This window comes from Neobacillus sp. NRS-1170, assembly GCF_050468025.1.
On sequence record NZ_JBITPF010000025.1, the window covers coordinates 128,964 to 155,159 of the forward strand.

The 26,196-nt window shown below is 41.1% G+C and carries 18 protein-coding genes, 1 pseudogene and 1 riboswitch; of the genes and pseudogenes, 16 read left to right on the top strand and 3 right to left on the bottom strand.

The features are described from left to right. Positions 1–153 precede the first annotated feature (153 nt). The gene (locus ACIFOT_RS10815; protein ID WP_430064491.1) at positions 154–1,380 is read left to right on the top strand and encodes an RtcB family protein; all 1,227 of its coding nucleotides are present in this window, start codon (positions 154–156) and stop codon (positions 1,378–1,380) included. Positions 1,381–1,414: 34 nt separating this feature from the next. Here the strand turns inward: ACIFOT_RS10815 and ACIFOT_RS10820 are convergent, their stop codons facing one another. Together ACIFOT_RS10820 and ACIFOT_RS10825 are read right to left on the bottom strand one after the other, a co-directional pair. Then, positions 1,415–2,347 (bottom strand): glycerophosphodiester phosphodiesterase, encoded by a 933-nt coding sequence (locus ACIFOT_RS10820; RefSeq protein ID WP_430064492.1) that lies wholly within the window; start codon positions 2,345–2,347, stop codon positions 1,415–1,417. 15 nt (positions 2,348–2,362) lie between these two features. Beyond that, positions 2,363–3,319 carry a D-2-hydroxyacid dehydrogenase gene (locus ACIFOT_RS10825; RefSeq protein ID WP_430064636.1) on the bottom strand — a complete coding sequence of 319 codons (957 nt, stop codon included), beginning with the start codon at positions 3,317–3,319 and terminating at the stop codon, positions 2,363–2,365. 207 nt (positions 3,320–3,526) lie between these two features. On the opposite strand from ACIFOT_RS10825, the gene ACIFOT_RS10830 reads away from it, so the two are divergent. From ACIFOT_RS10830 to ACIFOT_RS10885, 12 genes and pseudogenes are all read left to right on the top strand, one after another. Then, entirely contained in the window at positions 3,527–4,294 is a 768-nt protein-coding gene (locus ACIFOT_RS10830; protein ID WP_430064493.1) for a 3-hydroxyacyl-CoA dehydrogenase, read from the top strand. Between the two features lie 189 nt (positions 4,295–4,483). Next, entirely contained in the window at positions 4,484–6,229 is a 1,746-nt protein-coding gene (locus tag ACIFOT_RS10835) for a sigma 54-interacting transcriptional regulator (protein WP_430064494.1), read from the top strand. Between the two features lie 154 nt (positions 6,230–6,383). Continuing rightward, positions 6,384–7,907, top strand: a complete 1,524-nt coding sequence (locus tag ACIFOT_RS10840; protein WP_430064495.1) for an acyl-CoA synthetase — start codon at positions 6,384–6,386, stop codon at positions 7,905–7,907. 38 nt (positions 7,908–7,945) lie between these two features. Next, positions 7,946–9,091 carry an acyl-CoA dehydrogenase family protein gene (locus ACIFOT_RS10845; RefSeq protein ID WP_430064496.1) on the top strand — a complete coding sequence of 382 codons (1,146 nt, stop codon included), beginning with the start codon at positions 7,946–7,948 and terminating at the stop codon, positions 9,089–9,091. A gap of 18 nt (positions 9,092–9,109) precedes the next feature. Next, on the top strand, positions 9,110–10,267 hold the full coding sequence (locus ACIFOT_RS10850; protein ID WP_430064497.1) for a thiolase family protein: 1,158 nt from the start codon (positions 9,110–9,112) through the stop codon (positions 10,265–10,267). Between the two features lie 87 nt (positions 10,268–10,354). Continuing rightward, on the top strand, positions 10,355–11,929 hold the full coding sequence (locus ACIFOT_RS10855; protein ID WP_430064498.1) for a fatty acid--CoA ligase: 1,575 nt from the start codon (positions 10,355–10,357) through the stop codon (positions 11,927–11,929). Between the two features lie 15 nt (positions 11,930–11,944). Continuing rightward, a complete protein-coding gene (locus ACIFOT_RS10860) occupies positions 11,945–13,039 on the top strand; it encodes a CaiB/BaiF CoA transferase family protein (protein ID WP_430064499.1) in 1,095 nt (364 codons plus the stop codon). Between the two features lie 427 nt (positions 13,040–13,466). Continuing rightward, positions 13,467–15,596, top strand: coding sequence for a DNA helicase RecQ (gene recQ / locus ACIFOT_RS10865; protein WP_430064500.1), 2,130 nt, complete (start codon positions 13,467–13,469; stop codon positions 15,594–15,596). A gap of 108 nt (positions 15,597–15,704) precedes the next feature. Next, a complete protein-coding gene (locus tag ACIFOT_RS10870) occupies positions 15,705–16,499 on the top strand; it encodes an ABC transporter ATP-binding protein (protein ID WP_430064501.1) in 795 nt (264 codons plus the stop codon). 2 nt (positions 16,500–16,501) lie between these two features. Continuing rightward, entirely contained in the window at positions 16,502–18,136 is a 1,635-nt protein-coding gene (locus ACIFOT_RS10875; protein ID WP_430064502.1) for a hypothetical protein, read from the top strand. 294 nt (positions 18,137–18,430) lie between these two features. Beyond that, positions 18,431–19,549 (top strand): radical SAM/CxCxxxxC motif protein YfkAB, encoded by a 1,119-nt coding sequence (gene yfkAB / locus ACIFOT_RS10880; protein WP_430064503.1) that lies wholly within the window; start codon positions 18,431–18,433, stop codon positions 19,547–19,549. Between the two features lie 83 nt (positions 19,550–19,632). After that, positions 19,633–20,549 (top strand): annotated as a pseudogene (locus ACIFOT_RS10885) (ketopantoate reductase family protein). Between the two features lie 38 nt (positions 20,550–20,587). Here the strand turns inward: ACIFOT_RS10885 and ACIFOT_RS10890 are convergent. Then, positions 20,588–21,802, bottom strand: coding sequence for an MFS transporter (locus tag ACIFOT_RS10890; RefSeq protein WP_430064504.1), 1,215 nt, complete (start codon positions 21,800–21,802; stop codon positions 20,588–20,590). 196 nt (positions 21,803–21,998) lie between these two features. Next, positions 21,999–22,106: riboswitch (SAM riboswitch) on the top strand. A gap of 123 nt (positions 22,107–22,229) precedes the next feature. Here ACIFOT_RS10890 and ACIFOT_RS10895 point away from each other — a divergent pair. The 3 genes from ACIFOT_RS10895 to ACIFOT_RS10905 all read left to right on the top strand — a co-directional run bounded on the left by ACIFOT_RS10895 (position 22,230) and on the right by ACIFOT_RS10905 (position 25,916). Continuing rightward, positions 22,230–23,345, top strand: coding sequence for a sugar ABC transporter substrate-binding protein (locus ACIFOT_RS10895; RefSeq protein ID WP_430064505.1), 1,116 nt, complete (start codon positions 22,230–22,232; stop codon positions 23,343–23,345). A gap of 83 nt (positions 23,346–23,428) precedes the next feature. Beyond that, positions 23,429–24,913, top strand: coding sequence for a sugar ABC transporter ATP-binding protein (locus ACIFOT_RS10900; RefSeq protein WP_430064637.1), 1,485 nt, complete (start codon positions 23,429–23,431; stop codon positions 24,911–24,913). A gap of 1 nt (position 24,914) precedes the next feature. After that, positions 24,915–25,916 carry an ABC transporter permease gene (locus ACIFOT_RS10905; protein WP_430064506.1) on the top strand — a complete coding sequence of 334 codons (1,002 nt, stop codon included), beginning with the start codon at positions 24,915–24,917 and terminating at the stop codon, positions 25,914–25,916. Positions 25,917–26,196: the final 280 nt, after the last annotated feature.

Consider the following 26,196-nt stretch of genomic DNA (forward strand, 5'->3'; position numbering starts at 1 on the left):
AAAGAAATGGGTAATATAGAGTGTATCTACGTGGTAAAATCAGTTTTTTTGATGAGCGCTATTCAAGATTTTGTCGTACAAAAACACATTGCCTATATTAACAAAAAATGATAGCCTAATTTTAATCTGTTTTTATAAAAGGAGGGAAAACTCGTGATAAAAATAACCGGTTCTCAAACAGAAGCAAAAGTATTTTCCAACTATCCTCAGGAGACGGCACTTGAACAAATACAAGAGCTATGTAATCAAGCTTTCTTAAAGGATACAAAGATTAGTATTATGCCAGACTATCATGCTGGTAAGGGATGTGTGATTGGAACCACCATCCAGCTAAAGGATAAGGTAGTCCCGAACCTAGTAGGTGTTGACGTAGGCTGCGGCGTATTAACGGTTAAGCTGCAGGATAAAAAGGTTGATTTTAATAAGCTGGATCAGGTCATTAGGACCTATGTGCCAAGCGGAATGGAGATACATTCTGATGAGACTGCTCAGTTTATTAACACGTGTTTTCCATCTGCGGAAGAATTTAAAGCTCAGCACATTCTTAGCGAGAATAAAAGCCGTTATAGCCTAGGAACTCTTGGTGGCGGCAACCATTTCATCGAAGTCTCAGTCGATACCGATGGGTACCACTATTTAACCATTCATACTGGCAGCCGTTATGTGGGAGCAAAGATTGCCACCTATTATCAAAAAGTAGCTATTTCCAAGCTCCGGAACCATGATTTAACGGAGATGATTGATAAATTAAAGGCTGCTGGGCGTCAAAAAGAAATTCAAGCTGCCATTCAGAGCTACAAAGAAACCAATCCTGTAATTCCAAATGATTTAGCTTATTTGGAGGGAGAGGATTTTGAACATTATATTCACGACATGAAATTGGCACAGGCGTTTGCGAAGGCAAACCGTGAAGAAATTGCCAGAGCAATTACGGAGAATATGGGCTTTGAAGAGCAAGATCGTTACGATACCGTCCACAACTATATTGATACAGATAACTTGATTTTACGAAAGGGAGCTGTTTCAGCTCAGAAGGGCGAACGTCTCATCATTCCAATCAACATGAGAGATGGGTCGATTTTAGCTGTCGGCAAGGGCAACGAAGATTGGAATAATTCTGCACCGCATGGAGCGGGCCGCGTCCTTAGCCGGACAAAAGCGATGAAAACGCTGAATATGGATGATTTCCACAATACCATGAAGGGCATCTGGACGACATCTGTCTCCGAAGAAACTTTGGATGAAGCGCCGATGGCTTATAAATCGATGAAGGAAATTTTAGAAAAAGTAGAAGAAACAGTCGAGATTGCGAGCTTTATTAAGCCGGTATATAACTTCAAAGCCAGTGAAAAATATACTCCGGCAAGATATAAAAAATAACTAAAGGGCTGCTTCGATTGAAGCAGCCCTTTAGTTATTTTTCATTAAGTAATTTCAGGAGCAAATCAGGCCGATTTGTTAAAATACCGTCCGCCCCAGCATCAATGAGTCTTTTCATTTCCTTTGGATCATCAATCGTCCAATAATGCATTTGCATTCCCAGGCGATGGGCTCCATTAATCAGCTTTTTGTCCGTTAAGTCAAATCCGCTATCTGCCGTCGGGAGCTGGAAGGCATCCACATGGGGCTGAAAAAGGTTGCGTAAAAAGAATTTATGGAAAATCACAAAACTTTTGACCTCCTGCCTGCCTGCTGAGGTAGCAACCCGGCCCTTTGCATATTTTTCAAACGTATTGAGGATCTCTTGATCGAAAGATGCGACCAAAATTTTATCCTCCATATGATATTTCTCTATTAATGCCCAAAGCTTGGAGGCCATTTTGTCTATCCGATCAGGAGGATTATCGTCTTTAATCTCCATCTCGATACGCATATTGCCAAAGGTTTGAAACATTTCTTCGGCAGTTGGGATATAAACACCCTTTCCACGGTAACTATATTGACCATCCAGATCTTTAAATTGATACCCCGCATCGAGTTTTTGAATTTCTTCCAGTGTCATGTCAGATACCTTACCGTGTCCATTTGTTGTCCGGTCCACAGTTGGATCGTGGATGGCAACCAAATATCCATCTTTTGTAATATGGAGGTCTGTTTCAAGGGCATCCACCCCCATGGTGGCAGCACTCGTGAATGCTGCTATTGTGTTAGAAGGGGCAAGAAGCTCTCCGCCTTGATGGGCAATCACCATAGGCCGGTCATTTTTGAAAAAGCCTTTTTCCTTAATAGGGCTTACAGGCAAAAAATTTACTGCTAATAGAAAAACAAGAAGAGCAGGCAGGCCCCACCTTATAGCGTATAACCTGCGCTTCTTATTTAGTTTTTTTTCGAGTGTTACTTGCTGCATTAAAAAACTCCTTTGTTAATAACCTTTTGAAAAATCCACAAGATTTTTGGATGGTTTTTTTCCAGAAAGATAGTCTTTTAGGTTAGGAATTAAAATATTTTCTACCACCCTCTTGTTGTAATGTTCCGTTGACCCTGAAGTGTGAGGAGTGATAATTACATTTTCCATTTCCCATAAAGGACTGTCAGGACTTAATGGTTCTTTTTCAAATACATCCAGTCCCGCCCCTGCAATGGTACCATCTTTAAGGGCTTGTACGAGGTCTGCTTCAACGACAATCTCACCACGGCCGATATTAATGAAAAAGGCAGAGGATTTCATTTCTTTAAATTGTTTCGCTCCAAATAACTGATGAGTTTCCTTTGTAAGAGGTAAGGTTACCACCACATAATCGCAGTTTGGCAGAATTAGATCTAATTGATCTGAACCGTACATTTCATCAACAAATTCCTCAGATCTTCCTGAGTGCCTGACACCAAGTACCTTCATTCCGAATGCTTTGGCAATTTTCGCTGCTTCTTTTCCAATCGCGCCAACACCGATGATAGCAACGGTTTTTTCATGCAGTTCTAAATTCATATTGGCATGATGCCATGTTTTCGCTTGTTGATTTTTTACATATGTATGGATTTTTCGTGTTAATCCAAGCATTAGTGCAAAGATGGTTTCTGAAATCGGAAAGGCATGTACACCATTGGCACTTGTTAACAAAATATTTTTAGCTTCTAATTCTTCAAGAGGCATAGAATTAACGCCTGCACTCCAGGATTGCAGCCATTTTAGCTTGGACTCTGGTGCAAGACAATCGTCTTTTAAACTCTGTTTCCATCCTGCAATGATTTCCGCATCCTTAACGTGCTGTTGCCAAACTTCTTTATCTTTACCAGCAATCAGTTCCCAGTCGGGAATAATCTGTTTAATTTGTTCAAGCAGGTTTTGTTCAAGATTGTGAGTAACCACTAATTTTCTCATCATGCCATTCCTCCGTTCAGTTAGTTATTCTCTCTTTTATGATAACAGGTTTATATTCTTAATGGTGTACAATTATTGGGCACTATTCATGTAAAACTGTCCAGGCGAAATACAGTTGGGAAATGGAAAGGCTTCGCTATCTATTCATTTTTCTTGGCACAGAAATTGCAATTAAAATATTAGTAACTTTTATTGGAGGGATTGAATATGCAATTTCAAGATTGCCGTGCGATTGTGACAGGTGGAGCATCTGGATTGGGAGAAGCTACGGTACGTAATATCGTTGAAAATGGAGGAAAGACAGTCATTTTTGACCAATCAGAAGAAAATGGTCTCCGCCTTCAAGCGGAACTAGGTGAGGCTGTTTTATTTTTAAAAACAGATGTTACAAAGGAAGAGGATATAGAAAGGGCAGTCAATAAAGCAGCTGACTTTATGGGGGCCATAAATACTGTTGTTAACTGTGCGGGAATTGGCATTGCCGAGAAAGTGCTGGGCCGAAATGGTACACATAATCTATCACTTTTTTCTAGAGTGATAAATGTAAATTTAGTAGGAACGTTTAATGTGATTCGCCTTGCTGCAGAGAAGATGATAACCAATGAAGTGAATGATAAAAGTGAAAGGGGTGTTATCATCAATACCGCCTCTGTTGCAGCTTTTGACGGCCAAATTGGCCAGGCGGCGTATAGCGCATCTAAAGGTGGAATTGTCGGGATGACGCTGCCGATTGCGCGGGAGCTTGCCCGGTACGGTATCCGCGTTATGACCATTGCTCCAGGTCTTTTTCATACTCCAATGTTTGATACACTGCCTCAAGAAGCGCGGGATTCGCTTGGAAAAATGGTGCCGTTCCCGCCAAGGCTAGGGTATCCGACTGAATACGCACAACTGGTTCAAAGTATTATAGAAAACCCAATGCTTAATGGTGAAACGATCCGCCTCGATGGAGCGATAAGAATGCAGCCGAAATAATGATATTTTCCGAGAAGGCCCTTGGGTCTTCTTTTTATATTGGCTTTTAAAGACTATTGTTGATTTTTTACTTTGTAGCGCAAATCAACAACCAAGTTTAACAGATCCTTCATATTAATAGTTAAAATATTCTAATAAATGTGTATTTTTGTTACAATATAAGTATCTGAAAAAGTGAGGAGTGAAAAAATGCTCCAATTAAAAGAAATCATTACCCCAGTTGATTGTTTTGTAACGGAAAAAACAACTCTAAAAGAAGCTATCGGACTAATTGATAAAAAGAAATGGAACCTGCTCCCTGTAACAGATCCCAACAGAAAATTAGTGGGAATTTTTACACGGAGCTGCCTTTATCAAATGGTCGTAAATGAATGTCCTCTATCCACTCCTATTAAAAATTACATAAAAAAGCAGGTTGAAACTGTTTCGGTCGATACTCCTTACGCAAAGATTGAAGAAATGGTTAGAAACAGCAAGGTTGGAACCGGAATTGTCGTAGATGGAATGAACCACGTTGTCGGTATTCTAACGAAAACAGATATGGTCATGTCCCTGCTTCAAACCTCACAAGAATTACAAACGATAAAAAACTTAAAAAGAACGTTAGAAACAACAATCAAACACGCATTTGACGGAATTGTAATGACGGATGAGAAGAAAATCATTCAAATGGTCAGCCCGCCGCTTCTGGAATTATTCAATCTTACTTTAGAGCAGGTATTGCACCAGCCGGTATCGACTGCGTTGCCGCACCTTCAATTAGACCATATCTATGAATCGGAAACAGCTGAAGTAGGCGGCTTCTTAGAAGTGAGCGGCATTAAGTATATCGTCCACCGTATTCCGATTATTGAAGATGGAAAAGTCATCGGAGCAATTGGCAAGGTGGTATTCCGGCAATTAAATGAGGTAAGCGAACTATTCAAAAAGCTGCAGAAGGCAGAAAATAAAGCAAATTTTTATCATCAGCAATACCAGAAATCAGAGGCGGCTAAGTTTAACTGGGACCATCTTTTGACTATAGACCCCTATATGGAAAAGTTGAAAAAAAGCGGGGCTAAAGCTGCAAAAGGGCGATCAACGGTGCTTATCCGAGGGGAAAGTGGAACTGGGAAAGAGCTGTTTGCGCACGCCATTCACAACAGCAGTGCCAGAAGTACCGGCAAGTTCGTCGTCGTCAATTGTGCAGCCATACCGGAGGATTTACTAGAATCAGAGTTTTTTGGTTATGAGGAAGGTGCCTTTACCGGAGCCAAACTAAAGGGGAAAATCGGCAAATTTGATTTAGCAAACGGTGGAACACTTTTTCTCGATGAAATTGGTGACATGTCTCTATCCTTGCAGGCAAAACTGCTGCGCGTCCTCCAAGAGAGGGAATTCTACAGGGTAGGCGGGACTGCAAGAATTCAAGTGGATGTTCGAATTATTGCAGCTACTAATCGGAATCTGGAAGAAATGGTCAAAGAGGGCCTTTTTAGGGAGGATTTATACTACCGCCTAAATGTAATATCCTTAAATGTCCCGCCGCTTAGGGATCGTCTATATGATACCGATTTTTTAATAGGCAAGATTATGTTTGATTTCAACCAAATATTAGGAACGAGTATTACCGGAATTGAGGACCACGCAAGAGCTGCCCTGCTTGGTTACGATTGGCCTGGGAATGTCCGGGAATTACGAAATGTAATGGAGCGTGCGATGACCTTTGCGGAAAGTGGAAAAATCAAATACGAGGATCTTCCAGAGTATTTAATAAAGCAGGTCCGTACACCTGTATCGGCTATAAAGGTTTCAATGGTTGAAAATGCGGAACTAGAAGCGATTAAAAAGGCACTGGTTCAAGTGCAAGGAAATAAAGTCCAGGCTGCAAGATTACTAGGAATCAGCCGGTCAGGCTTGTATGAAAAAATTAAAAAATACCAACTGACGATTTAAATGAATGTCCAATTAATGGACACTCATTTGTTTCTTGTGTATATAAGAACAACATCTAATGAACTATGTGCGACGATATATCTATTTTTCTGAATAATGGCACAATAATTGCATATTTAAGGATGGAGTACATTTTTTCTAGGGGGTTCCTTATATGAAGATTGGCAGCCTATTATCTCAAAGTGCTCGAAAGTTTCCAGAATTATTGGCGGTTGAATGCGAGGGAAGAAGCTATACATATCGCCAATTTAATGAGGAAGTGAACAGGTTTACTCATGGCTTGATTTCCTTAGGATTTAAAAAAGGTGAAAAGCTTGCTTTGATGATGAAAAATTCGGATTACTTTTTGTTTACCTTTTTTGCTGCTGCAAAAATTGGCGCAGTGGCCGTCCCAGTTAACTTCCGATTAACCGCTTCGGAAGTCCAATACATTTTAGGGCAATCAGATGCATCCTATGTTGTTTGTGACAAGGAGTTTGAAAAAAACATTTCTGAAGCTAAACATGGTACGGCTGTCCGCTCAGTTATCGTTGTGGGTGAACCGGAAACAGCAGGTTTTTATTCCTATGAAAAAGTGTTAACCGAAAACTTAAACGAACCAGAAATTGAGCTTTCCGAAAAGGATGATGTAGAGATTTTGTACACCTCAGGGACAACAGGCCGCCCTAAGGGAGCCCTTTTTGATCATAGCCAAATTTTTAAAGTTGGAATCTCTGTTACCATCAATATGGGGCTTAGGCAGCAAGAAAGGATTCTCCATTTAGCACCATTATTCCATTCAGCCCAGTTAAATCTCTTCCTTATTTCAGGAGTTGCACTAGGTGCGACACATATTATCCATCGTGATTTTCATCCAGTTAAAACACTTCAAGCGATTCAAGAGCATAAAATTACCCATCTATTTGCGGTTCCTGCGATGTTTACCTTTCTTCTTCAAGTACCTAATGCAGCCGAATATAATTTATCATCCATTAAGAGATGCGGGTATGGTGCTGCCCCAATGGCTCCGGAACTCGTCAAAAAAAGTATGGAACTTTTTAAAACAGATCAATTTTACAATTTGTGCGGGCTGACTGAGGCAGGACCAGGAGGAATTCTCCTTGATCCTGAGGGGCATAAGAAGCATCTAGGGAAGGGTGGAAAACCAATTTTCATGACAGAAACAAGGGTTGTCAATGAGGAAGGCAAAGATGTGCTGCCAGGCGTAGTAGGTGAATTTATTCTTCGAAGCCCAATGGTCATGAAGGAGTATTATAAAAAGCCGGAAGAAACGAAGAGAACCTTTAAAGATGGCTGGCTTTATACCGGTGATTTAGCAACGATTGATGAGGAAGGTTATATCACGCTAGTTGACCGGAAAAAAGATATGATCATTTCCGGCGGGGAAAATGTTTATTCAGTCGAGGTAGAAAGCGTTCTTTATGAGCATCCAGCTATTCTCGAAGCAGCAATTATCGGACTTCCAGATGAAGTCTGGGGGGAAGCTGTGTGTGCTGTCATTGTACCCAAAGAAGGGGCAGTGATTGATGAACAGGAATTACGCAGTTTCTGCCGTCAAAAGCTTGCAGGATATAAAGTCCCTAGGAGGATTTTTATCGAAAAGCAGCTGCCGCGGAATGCATCTGGGAAAATATTAAAATATCAGCTGCGTCAAAAAATGAATCAAATTAACGTTTAAATCGGAAGCGTTTTCACATTAAGAAAGGAGTTTTTCAAATGAACCATCCATACTTAAACGAAGATCACGAGATTTTCCGGGCCTCGTTGAGAAAGTTTTTAGAGAGGGAAGCATATCCCTTTTATGAACAATGGGAGGAGGACAGGATGATTCCCCGCTCCTTTTGGAGGAAGATGGGGGAGCAGGGTTTTCTTTGCCCTGATATTGATGAGAAATATGGAGGCAGTGAGGTAGACTGGGGCTTCTCCGTTGTCATTAATGAGGAATTAGAGAAGGTCGGCACTGGTTTAGTCGGGATAGGTCTGCATAATGATATTGTTGTTCCCTACATTACCTCCTACGGAACTGAAGAGCAAAAACAGCGCTGGCTTCCGAAATGTGTTACTGGCGATATCATTACCGCGATTGCGATGACTGAGCCGGGGACGGGTTCTGACCTGGCCAACCTTAAAACGACGGCTAAACTGGACGGGGACCACTATATTGTCAATGGACAAAAAACGTTTATCACTAGTGGAATCCAATCGGACCTAATCGTTGTTGCTGTGAAGACTGACCTCCATGCTGTTCCGAAGCATAAAGGTGTTTCCCTGCTTGTCATTGAACGGGATTCACCAGGATTTTCAAGAGGAAGAAAGCTGAACAAAGTCGGTCTGCATTCCCAGGATACAGCAGAATTGATCTTTGAGGATTGCCGAGTTCCGAAGGAGAATTTACTGGGAGAAGAGGGCAAGGGCTTTCTTTATTTAATGGAAAAACTCCAGCAGGAGCGCTTGCTTACCGCAATCGGGGCGCAAACGGCTGCAGAGGTCATGCTTAAAATGACCGTTGATTATGTAAAAAGTCGAGAAGCATTTGGAAAACCGATTAGCAAGTTCCAAAACACGCAGTTTAAAATTGTTGAAATGGCTGCAGACAACCAAATGGGGCGTTCCTTTTTAGATCAGTTAATTGCAGAGCATATCGAGGGGCAAAACATCGTGACAAAAGTGTCGATGGCGAAATGGAAGCTGACGGAAAACGCCAAGAAAGTGGCGACCGAATGCATGCAGCTCCACGGCGGCTATGGGTATATGGAAGAATACGAGATTGCGAGACGATTCCGTGATATTCAGGTCGCTAGCATTTACGCCGGCACAAATGAAATTATGAAAACTATTGTTGCAAAAAATTTAGGATTATAGAAAGAGGGGAAAATGATCATGCGTGAAGTAGTGATTGTAGAAGGTGTACGTACACCGGTAGGAAGAAGAAATGGCGTTTTAAAAGATATCCGTCCTGACGACTTGGCGGCGTTAACCTTAAAGGAATTAGTGAACCGTGCCGGAATAGATCCAGCCATTATTGATGATGTCATTTTAGGATGTGTTACTCAATCCGGTGAACAGGCCGGGGATATTGCCAGGGTTGCCGCTTTAATTGCCGGCTTTCCAATCGAGGTGCCAGGCACCACGATTGACCGCCAATGCGGATCCAGCCAGCAGGCTGTCCATTTTGCAGCCCAGGCTATTTTAGCAGGCGATATGGATGTAGTGGTTGCTGGGGGTGTAGAGAGCATGTCTCGTGTTCCAATGGGTTCAAACTACAAAGGTGCCGAAGAGCCTTTTAGCCCTAATTTAAGGTCGAAGTACGAAATGATTCATCAGGGGCTGTCTGCTGAGAGAATTGCCGAAAACTATGGTTTTACTCGTGAAGAGCTTGATCAATTTGCACTAGAAAGCCATCAAAAAGCACTAAAGGCCCAAGAGGAAGGTTATTTTGCTAGAGAAATTTTTCCTTTAGAAGTGACGCTACCGGATGGAACAACAATAGTCATTAAGGAAGATTCGGGTCCGCGAAAAGGGACTTCGCTTGAAGCATTGGCAGGCCTGCGGACATCTTTCAAAGAAGACGGTGTGATTCACGCTGGGAATTCCAGTCAAATTAGCGACGGGGCTGCTGCGGTACTGCTTATGTCCCGGGAGAAAGCAGATGAACTCGGTCTTAAACCGCGTTTCCGTGTTCATACCCGAGTGGTGGTTGGTTCTGATCCAACTTTAATGCTGACAGGACCGATTCCAGCGACCCAAAAAGCACTCGAAAAGGCTGGCTTATCTATTGACGATATTGATGTATTTGAAGTAAATGAAGCATTCGCTCCGGTTCCGCTGGCATGGTTGAGGGACACGGGGGCAAATCCAGCTAAGCTTAATCCAAATGGAGGTGCTATTGCGCTTGGTCACCCTCTAGGAGGCAGCGGTGCGCGCTTAATGGTGACGATGATGCATGAGCTTGAGCGTTCAGGAGGCCGTTTCGGCTTACAAACAATGTGCGAAGGTCATGGAATGGCAAATGCGACGATAATTGAACGATTAACTTAATTAGTGAATTTGGATTCGCAAATAAAAGTTCTTAAAAGGCAGTCGGCCCCGCCGATTGCCTCAAAAATACCTGGTGGAGGCGATTTAATGAGCATTACGATTGGAAAAGTCTTCGATTTAACCGTGAAAAAGTTCCCAAACAAGGAAGCCATTTATGATGTCAGAAAAAATGTCAGGTACACCTTTAAAGAATGGAACGAACAGGTAAATCGTCTTGCCAATGCCCTTCTCAAAGAAGGAGTAAAAAAAGGCGACCGTGTTTCCACGTTCATGTTTAATACGGAAGAATTGGGAACTGCCTTTTTTGCCTGCTCGAAAATTGGAGCCATTTTTAACCCGATTAATTTCCGACTAATGCCTGAAGAAGTAGCCTATATCCTTTCTGATGCCGCTCCCAAAGTAGTCCTTTTTGAGAAAGCTTTAGAGCCTATTATTGCGGCAATAGAAAAGCGTTTTGAAAAAATGTCCTTCTGGTTTATTGATAACGATGCCCCGACTTATGCGGTCAGCTACCAAGATAAACTAGCTGCTTCAACAGCAGAGGACGTTCAAATTGAAGTAAATGAGAACGATTTGTATGCTTTTATCTATACGAGCGGGACAACGGGCAGGCCAAAAGGTGTCATGCATAGCCACCGCAATATGCTTGAACAAAGCATCCTTTGCATAGCATCCTGCAAACTTGAAGCGAATGATGTAGGTCTAGTGACAGCACCGATGTTTCATTGTGCGGAACTTCATTGCAACTTTCTTCCAAGAGTACATGTAGGTGCAAGAAATGTCATTTTGCACCAATTTAATCCACCAAAAATTCTTCAATTAATGGAACAAGAAAAAATAACAAAGCTATTTGCAGCCCCTACGATGTGGAATATGCTGCTTCAAGAGGATTTAAGTCAGTATAACCTATCAAGTCTGAAGCTCGGCTTATATGGTGCGGCCCCAATGGCGCCATCACTCGTACATGCCCTTCATGACCGTTTAGGAATCTCCTTAGTTCAAGCCTATGGGATGACGGAAATGGGTCCTGCCATTACCTTCCTGTCAGAGACTGACCAGCTGAGAAAAGCAGGATCTGCAGGCCAGGCCGCAATCAGCCATGATATTCGGATTGTCCGGACGAGTGAGGACGGCCCATCTGACCCAGACGATGTTGTTCCAGCTGGAGAAACAGGGGAAATTATTGTTCAGGGTCCTAGTATGATGCTCGGTTATTACAATCGTGAAGAAACGACGGAAAAAGCGCTCTATAAGGGCTGGTACCATTCAGGCGATATTGGGTATCTCGATGAAGAAGGCTACCTTTATGTCAATGACCGTGTGGATGATATGATTATCAGCGGCGGTGAAAACATTTACCCGCGTGAAGTTGAGGATGTATTGCATGCCCATCCTGGCGTTCTGGATGTTGCCATTGTGGGACAGCCTGATGACAGGTGGGGGGAAACCGTGACAGCTTTTGTTGTAAAAAAGGACCCGAATGTCACCGAACAGGAGCTTGATGAATTCTGTAAAACTAGTGATAAGCTGGCGAACTACAAGCGCCCTCGGAAATATATTTTTATAGAAGTCTTGCCGCGCAATGCCAGCGGTAAAATCCAAAAATTTGTATTGCGTAAACAGCTGGAGGAGCTTTTCGCACCAAGGTCACCGAATTCGTAGGAAAGGATTTTGAGTATGCTGGATAGAATTAGAGTCATTGATTTTACCAATTATCTGCCTGGACCCTTCGCCACATTACGGTTAGCTGACCTGGGGGCGGAAATTATCAAGGTGGAGCCGCCAGGAGGTGACCCTGCCCGACATACTGGAATGTCCCAAAATATAGACGGGATAGTTTTTCAAGCCAATAACCGCCAAAAGAAAAGCATCACCTTAAACTTGAAGGAAAAAGAGGGCCTGGAAACAGCTTTAAAACTAATTTCCAATGCTGATGTCGTCATCGAAAGCTTTAGACCGGGGGTAATGGGAAAACTCGGACTAGGTTTTGAAGATGTACAAAAGGTGAAGCCTGATATCGTATACTGTTCAATTTCCGGGTATGGACAAAAGGGGCTATTAAGCGGGCTTGGAAACCACGATATCAATTATATGGCGTTAAGCGGTGTGCTTGCTCAGTTGAAAGATAAACAAGGAAGGCCGGTCCACCCTTCTATCACATTCGCAGATTATTTAGGCGGGTATGCGGCGAATGAACGGATTTTAGCAGGACTTGTTTCTCGGTTTTTGACTGGAAAGGGAAGCTATCATTCTATTTCTATCACCGATCAATTGGTTTCTTTACTTGGGAATCATGTCATGGTCGAAAAAGACGTGGGTGAGGGAACCGGCATTTCTGTTTTGAATGGCAGCATTATTGCATACGCTTTATATGAAACAAGGGATGGTCGCTTTATGAGCATGGGGGCACTAGAGCCTAAGTTTTGGGAGAATTTTTGTATGGCGCACGGCCGGGAGGATTGGATTAGAGCTCATTTTTCAAAAACGGATGAGTCCAACCCAGTTTATCAAGAAGTCAAAGCTATTTTTAAAAGTAAGCCTTTTTTTGAGTGGATTGAATTTGCCCAAAAGGTTGATTGCTGTATGGCGCCTGTAATGGAAATCGGGGAGCTTCAAAATAACCCATATTTTAAAGAGAAGGAACTTATTTTCACGTCCTCATGGGGTGACTGCCAGGTAAAGATGCACAGTGATCTTGTTCAAGAGCATGTGGCAGGTCCACCTAAAATTGGTGAGCATAAAAACGAGATATTAAATAGTATTTTAATATAAGTAGAGAATAGGCTTGCGAGAATGATGAACTCGCCGGCCTATTTAGTTTAGATAGTTTTAATGGAAGTTCAGAGTGCCCGTCAAGGTGAAAAAGGAGTACCCGCGAACACTGTGAAAGGTTCAGAGTGCCCGTCAAAGGGGAAAAGGAAGACCCGCGGTCACTGTGAAAGGTTCAGAGTGCCCGTCAAGGTGAAAAAGGAAGACCCACGGTCACTATGAAAGGTTCAGAGTCCCCGTTAAGGTGAAAAAAGAAGGCTCGCGGTCACTGTGAAAGGTTTAGAGTGCCGATCAAGATGAAAAAGGAAGACCCGCGGTCACTGTGAGACCTACCAGGTGTTGAAAGCTGGACAAAACTTATTGTTAATTTTTCAAATTTTATAATGCCGCGTTATAATAGAGTTACAAACATTTGAAAGGAGCCACAATCTTGATTGCCAAAACACTCCCCTTATTACAGTCTCATTTCGGCTACAACTCTTTTCGCAAAGGCCAAGAACAGGCAATCCAATCAGTGCTGGATGGCAATAACACCATTTGCGTTATGCCGACTGGCGGCGGAAAGTCAATTTGCTATCAAATTCCTGCGCTTGCGCTTCAAGGCACCACGATTGTTATATCCCCATTGATTTCCTTAATGAAGGATCAGGTCGATGCTCTCAATCAAGTCGGAATTCCAGCCACATTTATCAATAGCTCCCTTAGTTTCACTGAAGCATATGAACGGATGCGCAATGCACAGCTTGGCAAATACAAATTACTTTACATAGCACCAGAGCGGTTAGAGTCACGAGAATTTATCGAAGATCTAAGAAATATGGAAATTCCTTTAGTGGCAGTCGATGAAGCTCATTGTATTTCCCAATGGGGACACGATTTCCGTCCGAGCTACCGGCATATCCAGCAAATGGTTCGAACCCTGCCCCAAAAGCCAATTGTTATGGCGCTTACAGCAACAGCTACCCCAAGAGTACGGGAGGATATTTGCCATCTGCTTGATATTGATGAGGAAAATACCATTATCACGGGATTTGAACGGGAAAACCTTTCTTTTTCGGTAATTAAAGGACAGGACCGGCTAAAATATCTCCTAGATTACCTTAAAAAGAACAACAACGAAGCAGGGATTATTTATGCGGCAACACGAAAGAATGTTGACCAGCTCTATGAACGACTGCAAAAAGAAAATATTAATGTTGCCAGGTACCATGCCGGCATGGGGGACGCAGAACGTGCACGTGAACAGGAACGTTTTTTAGAAGACAAAGCATCCGTAATGGTTGCAACATCAGCCTTCGGGATGGGGATTGATAAAAGTAATATTCGCTACGTCCTCCATTTTCAAATGCCGAAAAACATGGAAAGCTATTACCAAGAGGCAGGGCGTGCTGGCCGTGATGGACTCCAAAGTGAATGTGCACTATTATATTCTCCGCAGGATGTGCAAATTCAACGCTTCTTAATTGACCAATCCATTGATCGAGGAAGAATTCATGCTGAGCTGGAAAAACTGCAGCAAATGGTAGATTACTGTCACACGGAGAACTGTCTGCAGGAATTTATATTAAAATACTTCGGTGAAACGGAAACAGAGCCATGCGGAAGATGTGGAAACTGTACGGATTCACGGACAAGCATTGATGTGACGAAGGAAGCACAAATGGTAATGTCCTGCATCATTCGGATGGGCCAGCGTTTTGGAAAAACACTTATTGCCCAAGTATTAACGGGTTCAAAGAATAAAAAAGTAACAGAGCTTGGCTTTGAAAGACTAACAACCTATGGAATTATGAAGGAAAAGGGAGCAAAAGAGGTCAGTGATTTTATTGAATTCCTCATTTCACAGGAGTTAATTGCGATTGAACAGGGGCAATTTCCTACCCTTTATGTTTCCTCGAAAGGCAAGGATGCCTTGCTGGGAAAAATTCTGGTATTCCGGCGTGAGACTGTCCAAGTTAAAAAAGTTTCAAAGAGTGATCCATTATTCGAAGTCTTGAGGGAAGTAAGAAGGCAAATTGCAGAAGCTGAAAAAGTGCCGCCATTTGTTATTTTCTCTGATGCTGCTCTAAAGGATATGTGCGCCAAGCAGCCTAAAACGAACCAAGAGTTTTTACAGGTGAGTGGTGTTGGTGAACATAAATTGCAAAAATATGGACTTGAATTTATACAAGCAATTCGAAATTTTTTACAAGATCATCCGGATTATCAAAGAGAAATTCAAGCCGAAGTGAAAGCACCGAAAAAAACAGGCAAAAAAGCGGCTGGTGAATCCCATTTGGAGACATTGACATTAAACCAAAATCACCTTTCGATAGAGGAAATTGCAGAAAAGCGCAAGCTTGCAATCAGCACAGTGGAAAGCCATTTACTTCAATGTGCCCAACAAGGGTTGGATGTCGACTTTTCAAGGCATGTTCCGAATGACTATATTCCTCTTTTAGAAAAAGCAGTGGCTGAAGTGGGACGGAATCAATTAAAGCCGATAAAGGAGCTCCTTCCAGAAGAAGTAAGCTATTTCATGATAAAAGTGTATGTATATTTTTTAAGTAAGAATAAATAGGTTAGATGGCCGACAAAATCTTTTTTGTCGGCCATTTTCATTCTTATGCTTCTTATAGAAAAATAGGCAGAATATGTTAATATTAAGCTACTAATATGCGAGAAGGTGATGAACATCGAAACGAACCAAGATGTGGTACTTTGTTTGAAGGATTTGAAAAAGGATTATGGGACAAAAAATGTTTTAAAAGGCATTAATCTAACGGTACATCGTGGGCAAATCATCGGATATATTGGACCAAACGGTGCCGGGAAAAGTACAACAATCAAGATTTTGCTCGGGCTTGAAAGTGAGTATGGCGGCAAGGTTGAGATTTTTGGCGAGGAAATCAACGAGAACGATATTAACTACAAAAGAAAAATCGGATATGTTCCTGAGGTAGCGGAGTTATATGATAATCTTACCGCAATGGAGTATTTAACCTTTGTCGGTGAATTATACGGGATAGATCTACAAACGGCTGATGAAAAAGCCCAAAGCCTGATGAAGGTCTTTGGAATGGAAGCAGTATATCACTCCCGAATCTCGTCCTACTCTAAGGGAATGCGGCAAAAGGTATTGATCATTTCAAGCTTATTACATAATCCCGACATGTTATTTCTAGATGAGCCGTTAAGCGGTCTCGATGCCAATAGTGTCATGGTTTTTAAAGAAATTCTGGCTGTTCTTGCCTCCCAGGGAAAAACAATTTTCTATTCATCCCATATCATGGATGTCGTAGAGAAAATCAGCAACCGCATTATTCTCATTAACGATGGAAAAATTGTAGCCGACGGCAGCTTCAATGAGTTGAAGGAGCAAAATAAGGAAGGGACACTGGAGCAGATTTTTAATCAGCTGACAGGATTTAATGAATATAAGGTTTTGGCTGAAGAATTTGTGTCCATCGTTCAAAGGGTATAAAGATGAAAAACTTTCGAACGCTGAGATTACTAGATTTATTTCGCGGTCTTTTTGAAAGCTTTGGCATCAATTACACGGTCATGAGAAGAATTTTAGCAGTCAAACTAACAATGGATGGAAGAAGGACTCCGACCATCTTTAACCAGCAGACAAAGAAGAAGAAGAAACCGGAAGAAAACGGGTTCATGAAATCATTAGGGATGTATGTGCTATTAAGCCTCATGCTCATCCCTTTTACCATACTTGGAAGCAACTTTCTGTATCAAATGAGCATCTTTTACGGAATTGTCATGTTTCTTGTCATGACGTCGATGATATCCGATTTTTCGAATGTGCTCCTTGATGTCAGGGACAAGGCGATTCTTTTAACAAAACCAGTTAATAAAAAGTCCTTAAATGTTGCGAAGACTATTCATATTTGTATTTATTTAATTTATCTTACGACCGCACTTACTGCTATTCCCTTAATAATTGGAACATATAGACATGGGGTATTATTCCTGCTCCTGGGGGTTATCGGACTTGTTTTAGTAAATCTATTAATTGTTGTCGTAACGGCAATTATATACTATTTCATTTTGCGATTCTTTGATGGCGAAAAACTGAAGGATATTATTAACTACGTGCAAATTGGCCTATCCGTTTCGATTGCTGTGGGATACCAAGTACTGGCAAGGTCCTTCAGTGTAGTTGAGATGAACATTACCTTTACACCAAGCTGGTGGCAATTCCTAATTCCTCCAATTTGGTTTGGGGCACCTTTTGAATTATTCCTGCAGCACCAATCAGACTTCTATATTATTTCATTCTCACTACTGGCTTTGTTTATTCCTATTATTGCGATCATCATCTATAGTCGAATGATGCCTTCCTTTGAAAGGAACTTGCAAAAGCTGACAAATAATAGCGGAGGAAGTAGCCGGAAGAAGCATTGGTGGATAAATGGCCTTGTTAATGTGATTTGCCGAAGCAAGGAGGAAAAAATCTTTTTTCGCTTCGCGGACAACATGATGCGAAACGAAAGAGAATTTCGCTTAAAGGTTTATCCGGCGTTAGGAATGTCATTGATTTTTCCGTTTATCTTTATGTTTAATGAAATACAAATGAATTCATTTGCCCATCTAGTTTCAAGTAAATGGTATTTAGCGGTTTACTTTTCTTGTTTAATGATTCCCAATGCTGTTGCTATGCTAAAATACTCGGGAAAATACAAAGGCGCATGGATATACCAAACGGCTCCACTCCAAAGTTTGGCTCCGTTATATAGTGCTGTTTTAAAGGTGTTTATTTCCAACCTCTTCCTGCCTATTTATATTATCATAAGTGCGATTTTTATTGGCATTTTCGGTTTGAAGATCATCGACGATTTATTGGTCGTACTGGTGACAGCTATTTTATTCACGATCATTTGTTCAAACTACCTAAAAGGTACACTGCCATTTTCTGAATCCTTTGAGGATGCCCTGCAAAGCGGGGGATTGAAAGTGATTCTTGCATTGCTTTGTCTGGCTGTATTTGCGGGTATTCATTTTGCTATTACATTTATTCCATTTGGTGTGCCGATTTATCTTATCATCCTTATTATGATTACTATCTTTTCTTGGAAACATGCTTATAGGACGGTGTGGAAATTTTAAGTGCTTATGGCTGTCATTAGGGGAATACCTTGATGACAGCCACTTTTCTGGTGCTAATAATATTTTTGTTATTTTTAGAATATTCATAACTATTGTCGATATGAATCTGGTATTGTTGATATTTCCCTGGGAATTTGTCGATTGAGAGAAAAAATCTAGAAAAATAGGATTGATCAATTGAATAATCGCTTTTTGAAATTCATAAGCTTTTGTAACAGTAAGAAATAGCAATTGCATTCCCAAATCAGCTATAATGAAATGGTTTTGTGAAGACTGATTGTTAAGGAGTTTATTATGTTAAATATGAAAAAGATTACCCCGTCCTATGATCCTTGGGAAGCTTATTTAGATATTGAGGAATATGGAAAACCACAGCTTACAAATATTGAATTCACCACGACAACCCTTTGTAATATGCGCTGTGAACATTGCGCTGTCGGATATACGCTGCAGACGAAGGATCCGGATGCCTTACCTTTGGAGCTAATCTTAAAAAGGTTAGATGAAATTCCAACCCTTCGCTCTTTAAGTATCACAGGTGGGGAACCAATGCTGTCATTATCATCCGTGAAAAATTATGTCGCACCGATTTTAAAATATGCCCGCGAACGTGGGGTACGGACCCAGATAAATTCAAATTTAACCGTCGATTTGGCTCGCTATGAATTAATCATCCCCTATTTAGATGTCTTACATATCTCCCATAACTGGGGCACGGTGGATGATTTTGCTGAGGGCGGCTTCGCGAGAATGGAAAAGCAGCCTGATTACAATCAGCGGGAAAAATATTTTATGAGAATGATAGAAAATAGCCGCGAGCTTGTGAAAGCAGGAGTTATGGTGTCTGCAGAAACGATGTTAAATAAACGGACACTGCCGCATTTGGAAAAAATCCACCGCCAAATCGTTGAGGAAATGCTTTGTCAGCGCCATGAAGTACATCCAATGTATCCAAGTGATTTCGCCAGCAATCTTGAAACCCTTACCCTCGATGAGATCAGAGGTGCCATCCATCAACTGCTCGATATTAGAAATGAAGAGGTTTGGATGCTGTTTGGAACACTTCCGTTCTATGCTTGCAGCAGTAAACAGGAGGATTTAAATCTCTTAAAACGTTTATATAATAGTAAAAATGTGACAGTTAGAAATGACCCTGACGGCCGCTCACGCTTGAACGTCAATATTTTTAGCGGTGATATTATTGTTACGGATTTTGGTGATACTCCAGCGTTAGGCAATATTCAAAACACAAAATTGATAGATGCGTATCACACATGGCAAGCTTCGAATATTGCGAAGGAATTGAATTGCCATTGCCCGGCCGTTTCATGCCTCGGCCCCAATATCTTGGTCAAAAATAGTTATTATCAGAAAATGGATTTTACAAAACTGAAAACCAATTTAGAAATATAGCAGGAATTTCCTGCTTATTTATTTTAAGTAAAAAAAATTTCCCTTATACTAGATTTGTAGATATCGATGAAGGGAGTATTCTCATGAGATTTTTAGTGGTTGGGGCAGGTGCGGTTGGCGGTTATTTTGGCGGACGGTTACAAGAAAAGGGCGAAGATGTTACCTTTTTAGTTCGTGAAGGTAGAAAAAAGCATTGGAAGAAACAGGGCTTGTCATTGAGAGTGTCCATGGAAACGTGACTCTTAATTCTAAAACAATTATTGCTGGTGAGGATTCAGGTTCTTTTGATGTCATTTTACTTTCAACTAAAGCCTATCACTTAGAAGGGGCCATGGAGAGCATAACACAGTATGTTGGCAAGGAAACGATCATTCTTCCTTTGTTAAATGGTATTTTACATATTGCTAAATTGGTGGAAATGTTCGGGGAAGAACGCGTTATCGGCGGCCTTTGCTTTATAGAAACTACTCTTGATAAAAATGGCAGGATCATTCAAACAAGTGAAAAACACGATTTAGTATTTGGAGAACGGACAGGGGAACGGTCTGAGCGAGTATTAAAAATGGAAGATGCCTTTAGTGGTTCGAAGATTGCCTACCGCTTAAGTGAAAACATCAATAAAGATTTGTGGAATAAGTATTTATTTATTTCGACGATGTCAGGTATTACCACTTTATTGAGAGCACCAATTGGACCTATTCTAGAGCAAGCAAGCGGACGAGCAACAATAACTCAGTTATTAAAAGAGATTGTTTCTGTAATGAACCGTATCGAGGCACCTCTTCCAAACGCTATTGAAACACAATTAATGAATCAAATTAATGGTCTTGGCTATTCGATGAAATCCTCGATGCAAAGGGATATGGAAAAATCATTGCCTGTTGAAGCAGACCATTTGCACGGCTATTTACTGGAGATAGCGCGGAAAGAACAGATTTCTGTTCCAGTTTTAGAAACCGTATATGCTAATTTACAAGTTTATGAACAACAGATGAAATAAAGAAAAGTCCCATTTGTGGGACTTCTCTTTTGAAGTTTTTAGGCGGTATGTTTTATAAGCTTTGGATTACGCTGCATAGATACGAGTAAGATAGCGCCGCTGATAATTAGTAATGCACTTGTGCTGATAAACACTGATGAAAATCCAAAGTAACCGGATAGGAAGCCGCCCAGCATTGGACCGATTATATTGCCGAGAAATCTTAAACTATTGTTATAGCCCAGTACCTCACCTTGCATCGCAATCGGTGCTTCCTGGCGGATATATGCAATTCTAACCGGAATAATTCCACCAATCGTGATGCCGAGGGCGAAACGGATAATAACAAGCTGCCAAAGGCTCGTAACAGCTGCACCTGGTAAGTATACAATTCCTGCTAAGAATAAGAGGATGACAAGTATTTTGATATAACCGTATTTGTCAGCAATCTTGCCCCATTTTCGAGACATCCATAGATTCCCAAGTCCAGCTGCAGAAAAAGCAATTCCGGAATAAAAGGCAACATTTGTTTTTCCATGCAAATCACTAACAAATAAAGACAATATTGGCTGAATGCTAAAGTGGGCAATTTGAACTAATGCAGAGATAAGAAGAACTGTTAATAAAACCGGATTACGGAAAATATGCTTAAAGACTTCCTTGCTTGAATAATGAGCTTTTGCTCCCTGTTTGATTTCAACACGAAATTCTTTTGCAGCAATAACAAGTATGGCCGAAATGAAAATGGAAATAGATGTCCACTTAAATGTAGTGGCATAACCAAGCGAATCTGCTAATATTCCGCCGAGCATCGGTCCAAGTAAAGAACCGGTAATACTGCCTGTTTGCAATGTGCCAAGGACTCGTCCGGCAATCTGTTTCGGCGTTTGTGTAGAAATAAATGCCTGGGACATCGGGATAAAGCCCGAGAAGAAACCCATGAAAAAGCGCAGCAGCAATAAATGCCAGACGGAATGGACGAAGCTGATTAGGAAAATGGATGCCGCCATTCCAATCCCTGAAATGATAAGAATTTTCTTTCTTCCATATCGGTCGCCAATTTTCCCCCAGATTGGCGAGAAAAGGAAGGCAGATACAAACGTAATTCCAAACGTTATCCCTGACCAATGCTGTACATATTTCTCTGAAAAATTTCCAAACGTCTCAATATAAAGTGAAATAAAGGGCATGACCATCGTCATACTTCCAGCAACAAAAAAGTTAGCAAACCACATTATCACTAAATTACGTTTAGCACTTTCCTGTTGGTTCATTGTTCATAACACTTCTTCCTTGAAAATATTTCGGTTATCTAAATATTATAATACCGAAATTAGTTGATCATTGAAATGGTGGTGTTGTAATTTTAAAAAAAGTAATTTATTAATAATATTCAAAATACTATTGACAACTTGTTAATAGGAGTTTAAAGTATGTTTAATACTTAAAATCAATTAAATCATTTACGTTCTCTTATCAAGAGTGGCAGAGGGACTGGCCCGATGACGCCCAGCAACCGTTCCGATTGGAATTGGTGCTAAATCCTGCAAAACAAGGAATTGTTTTGAGAGATAAGAGAGGAGTAGTCCGTTTATTTGCGATGAAACCTCTCTTTTCTGGAGAGGTTTTTTTATTTTTTATAAAATCAAACTTTTCCAATGGGAGTAACGAGAATTACGTAAAAAAAGGGGAGCTCACATCATGAAGAGAAAGTTATTTAAAAGTACACTTGTTTCAGCATTAGCCGCTACACTTCTGCTAACTGGCTGTGCCTCAAATGGAGAAACAAAGCAAGCAAGCGGCAATAAAAATGTGTCATTAGAAGGGGTTCCAGAGCGATTTGCCAAAGGTGATCCGGTTAAGATCAAGGTCATCCGTAAAATTGGCGGTGACGATCATACTGCCCAATTTCTAGCGGGTGCAAAAGAGGAAGGACAAGCATTGGGTTTTCAGGTGGATGTATTTACTGCAAATGGGGACACAGCGAAATTCCATGATGCAATCAATCAAGCATTAGATCAGAATTATGACGGATTTGTCATTTCCCATGGTGACGATGATGCAACTGTAAATGATGTGAAGAAGATCGTTGAAAAAGGAAAAAGCGTTGTGGCTTTTGACTCTAATCCAAAGCTTGCTGAAATTGAAGGAGTGACACTAACTTCACAGGACGATGAAGCATTAGCAACCTTAGCTCTAGATCAGCTTGTAAAAGAAACAAAAGGAAAAGCCAATATTGCCTACCTTTGGGTGGACGGCTTCCCGCCAATGGTAAGAAGAAATAATGTTTATCAGGATGTTCTTACGAAAAACCCTGGTATTAAAGAAGTAGAGCGCTTCGGTGTAGCTGCAGCAGACACAAGTGTTCAAACTCAAAATGCGGTTGCAGCGATGCTGAACAAATACCCTAAAGGAAAATTGGATGCCATTTTTGCCACTTGGGATGCATTTGCGATTGGTGCAGCTCGTGCTTTGAAGGAAGCAGGCCGGGAAGAAGTAAAAATCTATGGAATTGATGTTTCCAATGCTGACCTTCAGGAAATTCAAAGAAAAGGCAGCGCATGGAAGTACACAGCTGCCGTTGACCCTAAGCTGATTGGTGCCGTAGATATGAGATTACTAGCGAAAAAACTGGCGGGAGAAGAGACGCCAAAAACCTACGACTTAGAAGCTTCACTTGTGACGCAGAAAAACGTTCAGAATTCTAAAGGGGCAGTTAATATGGTGAATCTTGCGACCATCATTCCAGGCTGGGGCCAATCTACTGCCTTTGAAGAAGATTGGATGAAAACATTAAAGAAGCACTATAAGAAATAAATGGCATTTCACTCTCTTTTTCACAAGATTAAGAGAGTGTTTGCTTAATAGGAGGTGGCATTTTGACGACTACAACCTTAGAAATGAAAAACATCTCAATAGAGTTTCCCGGTGTAAAAGCACTGAATCAGGTCCATTTTTCCACGGAAACAGGAAAAATTCAGGCACTGATAGGGGCAAATGGCGCGGGGAAATCGACATTAATGAAAGTTCTTTCAGGCGCGTATGATCACTATACTGGCGAAATAAGCTTTGATGGACAAAGCCTAAAAATCCGTTCCCCTAAATATGCTCAGGACGCGGGAATACAAATCGTTTACCAAGAAGTCGATACAGCCTTGATTCCCAATTTAACTGTCGCAGAAAATATTATGCTGCTAGACACCGTTCATAGCATGGGGAAAAAACAATGGGTGAAATGGAAGGAGATTCATAATCAAGCTAATAAAATACTGGCAGATATGAATATTCATCTTTCCACCAAAAAACTAGTAAGCGATTTGACCCTGGCTGAAAAACAAATGGTGTTAATCGCGAGGGCCATTTCTATGCAGTGTAAGTTTCTCATTTTAGATGAACCGACTGCACCCTTAAGTCATACCGAAACAACAGAACTATTTCGTATCGTCAAGGACTTAATAAAGCAAAATGTAGGAATTATTTTTATCTCACATCGTCTGCCGGAAATCTTTGAAGTTTGTGATGAGATAACTGTGATGCGCAATGGTGAAATTGTGATAAAAGAGAAGATTTCAGAAACCACTCCGAGCAAAGTGGTCGAGCAAATGCTTGGTCAAAAGCTGGAGGAGCAGTTTCCAGAGAAAAGGGCAACGTTCGGGAATACTGTCCTAGAGGTAAAAGGGCTTTCCGACGAGGCGAAACTTAGAAATCTACATATTCAGGTTAAAGCTGGAGAAATCGTGGGAATCGCCGGGCTTGTCGGAGCTGGAAAAACGGAATTGTGCAAGGCGCTTTTTGGAGCAGCGAAAATTTCTGAGGGAGAGATTATTCTCAATGGTAAGAAGTTAAAAAGTAAGAGCCCTTACGATGCTGTTAAAAATGGGCTTGCTTTAGTTCCTGAAGAGCGGCGAAAGGAAGGAATTCTCGTTCTAGAATCGGTAGAATCCAATTTGTCGGCGGCCAATTTAGGAGTGTTTTCAAAAGCGTTGAGTTTTTTAGACCGGAAAAAGGAAAAAGAGACGGCCAAACAAATGATTCGTGCACTTGGGATTAAAACACCATCGGAGGAGACGAAGGTTCAAAACCTATCAGGCGGTAATCAGCAAAAGGTAGCGATTGGAAAATGGCTAGTGGCTGAAGCCGATGTATATCTTTTTGATGAGCCGACAAAAGGTGTTGACGTTGGAGCAAAGAGGGATATCTTTAATTTAATTTCAGATTTAGCTAAGCAGGGTAAAGGAATTATATATGCATCATCAGAGCTTTCTGAAATCATAGGAATAACCGATCGAGTCTATGTTTTGTATGACGGTAAGTCAGTTAAGGAATTGAAAACAAACGAAACGAATGAAGAAGAACTATTATTCTATTCAACAGGGGGCAGATAAGATGGAAGCAAAAATAACAACAAGCAAACAGACCCCAGCGAAAAAGCCAATTGAACTTTTTCAGATCTTTTATAAATACGGGACCATTATTACAATTGTCGCACTTATTGTTATTTTTTCTCTGGCGAATCCAACCTTTATTCAAGGAAGCAATATCGTCAATATTTTACGTTCCATATCGATTGTGACCATTATTGCCATTGGGATTACTATATCATTATCTGTAGATGGATTTGATCTTTCGGTCGGATCTGTTGCATCCCTTTCAAACGCGATTGTCATTTCCATGTTTGTTTGGTTTTCGCAGAACACCTTGGTTGCAGTTATTTCAGCGATTGCGGCATCATTATTGGTGGGTGCCATCAACTCATTTATGATTGTCAAGCTTCGAATTCCTGATATGCTGTTAACGCTTGCTACGATGTTTATCATCCAAGGGACAGCGCTAACCTATACAAAAGGTGCAACAGTGTCACAAAACATGGTCATGCCGGATGGCTCCATGGCAGCCGGCCTCATCAGTCCATTTTTTGCAAAAATTGGCGAGGTACCATGGATAATTATCATCATGGCAGTGACTGTCATTTTGGTGCATGTCTTTTTGACTTATACAAAACATGGCCGCTATATGTACGTTATCGGCGGCAATAAAGAAGCAGCAAGACTTTCTGGGATACCAGTAAATAAATATAAGGTGGCAGCATACTTACTTTCTGCTCTTTTTGCATCCATTGGAGGCATTGTTCTAGCATCACGCGTTATGACTTCAGAAATTAATTCAGGTGCACCTTATTTAATGGATTCTGTGGCAGCTGCATTTATTGGTTTTTCAGTCCTTGGGGCAGGAAAACCAAATGCGTTTGGTACGTTTATAGGTGCGGTACTTATTGGGATTTTACAGAACGGTCTGGTGATGATGTCGGTTCCTTATTATGCGATGGACATTGTCAAGGGTGCCGTTTTAGCGTTTGCTTTAGCGATAACCTATTATAAACAGAAATAAATAATAATGGCGATCCTATCCATATTGATGGATAGGATTTTTGCCTTTTATTGGTGCAAAAATTATGTAAAACGGAGTTTAGGTAATAAAAAAGTGAAGTCCCAAATGCCCATTAAGGTGAAAAAAGAAGCGAAGCGGTAATTAGGAAGGTCTCCAAATGCCTGTTTAGGTAGAAAAAGAAGTGCGGTAATTAGGAAGATCTCCAAATGCCCAATAAGGTGGTAAAAGGAGCGAAGCGGTAATTAGGAAGGTCTCCAAATGCCCGTTAAGGTGAAAAAGA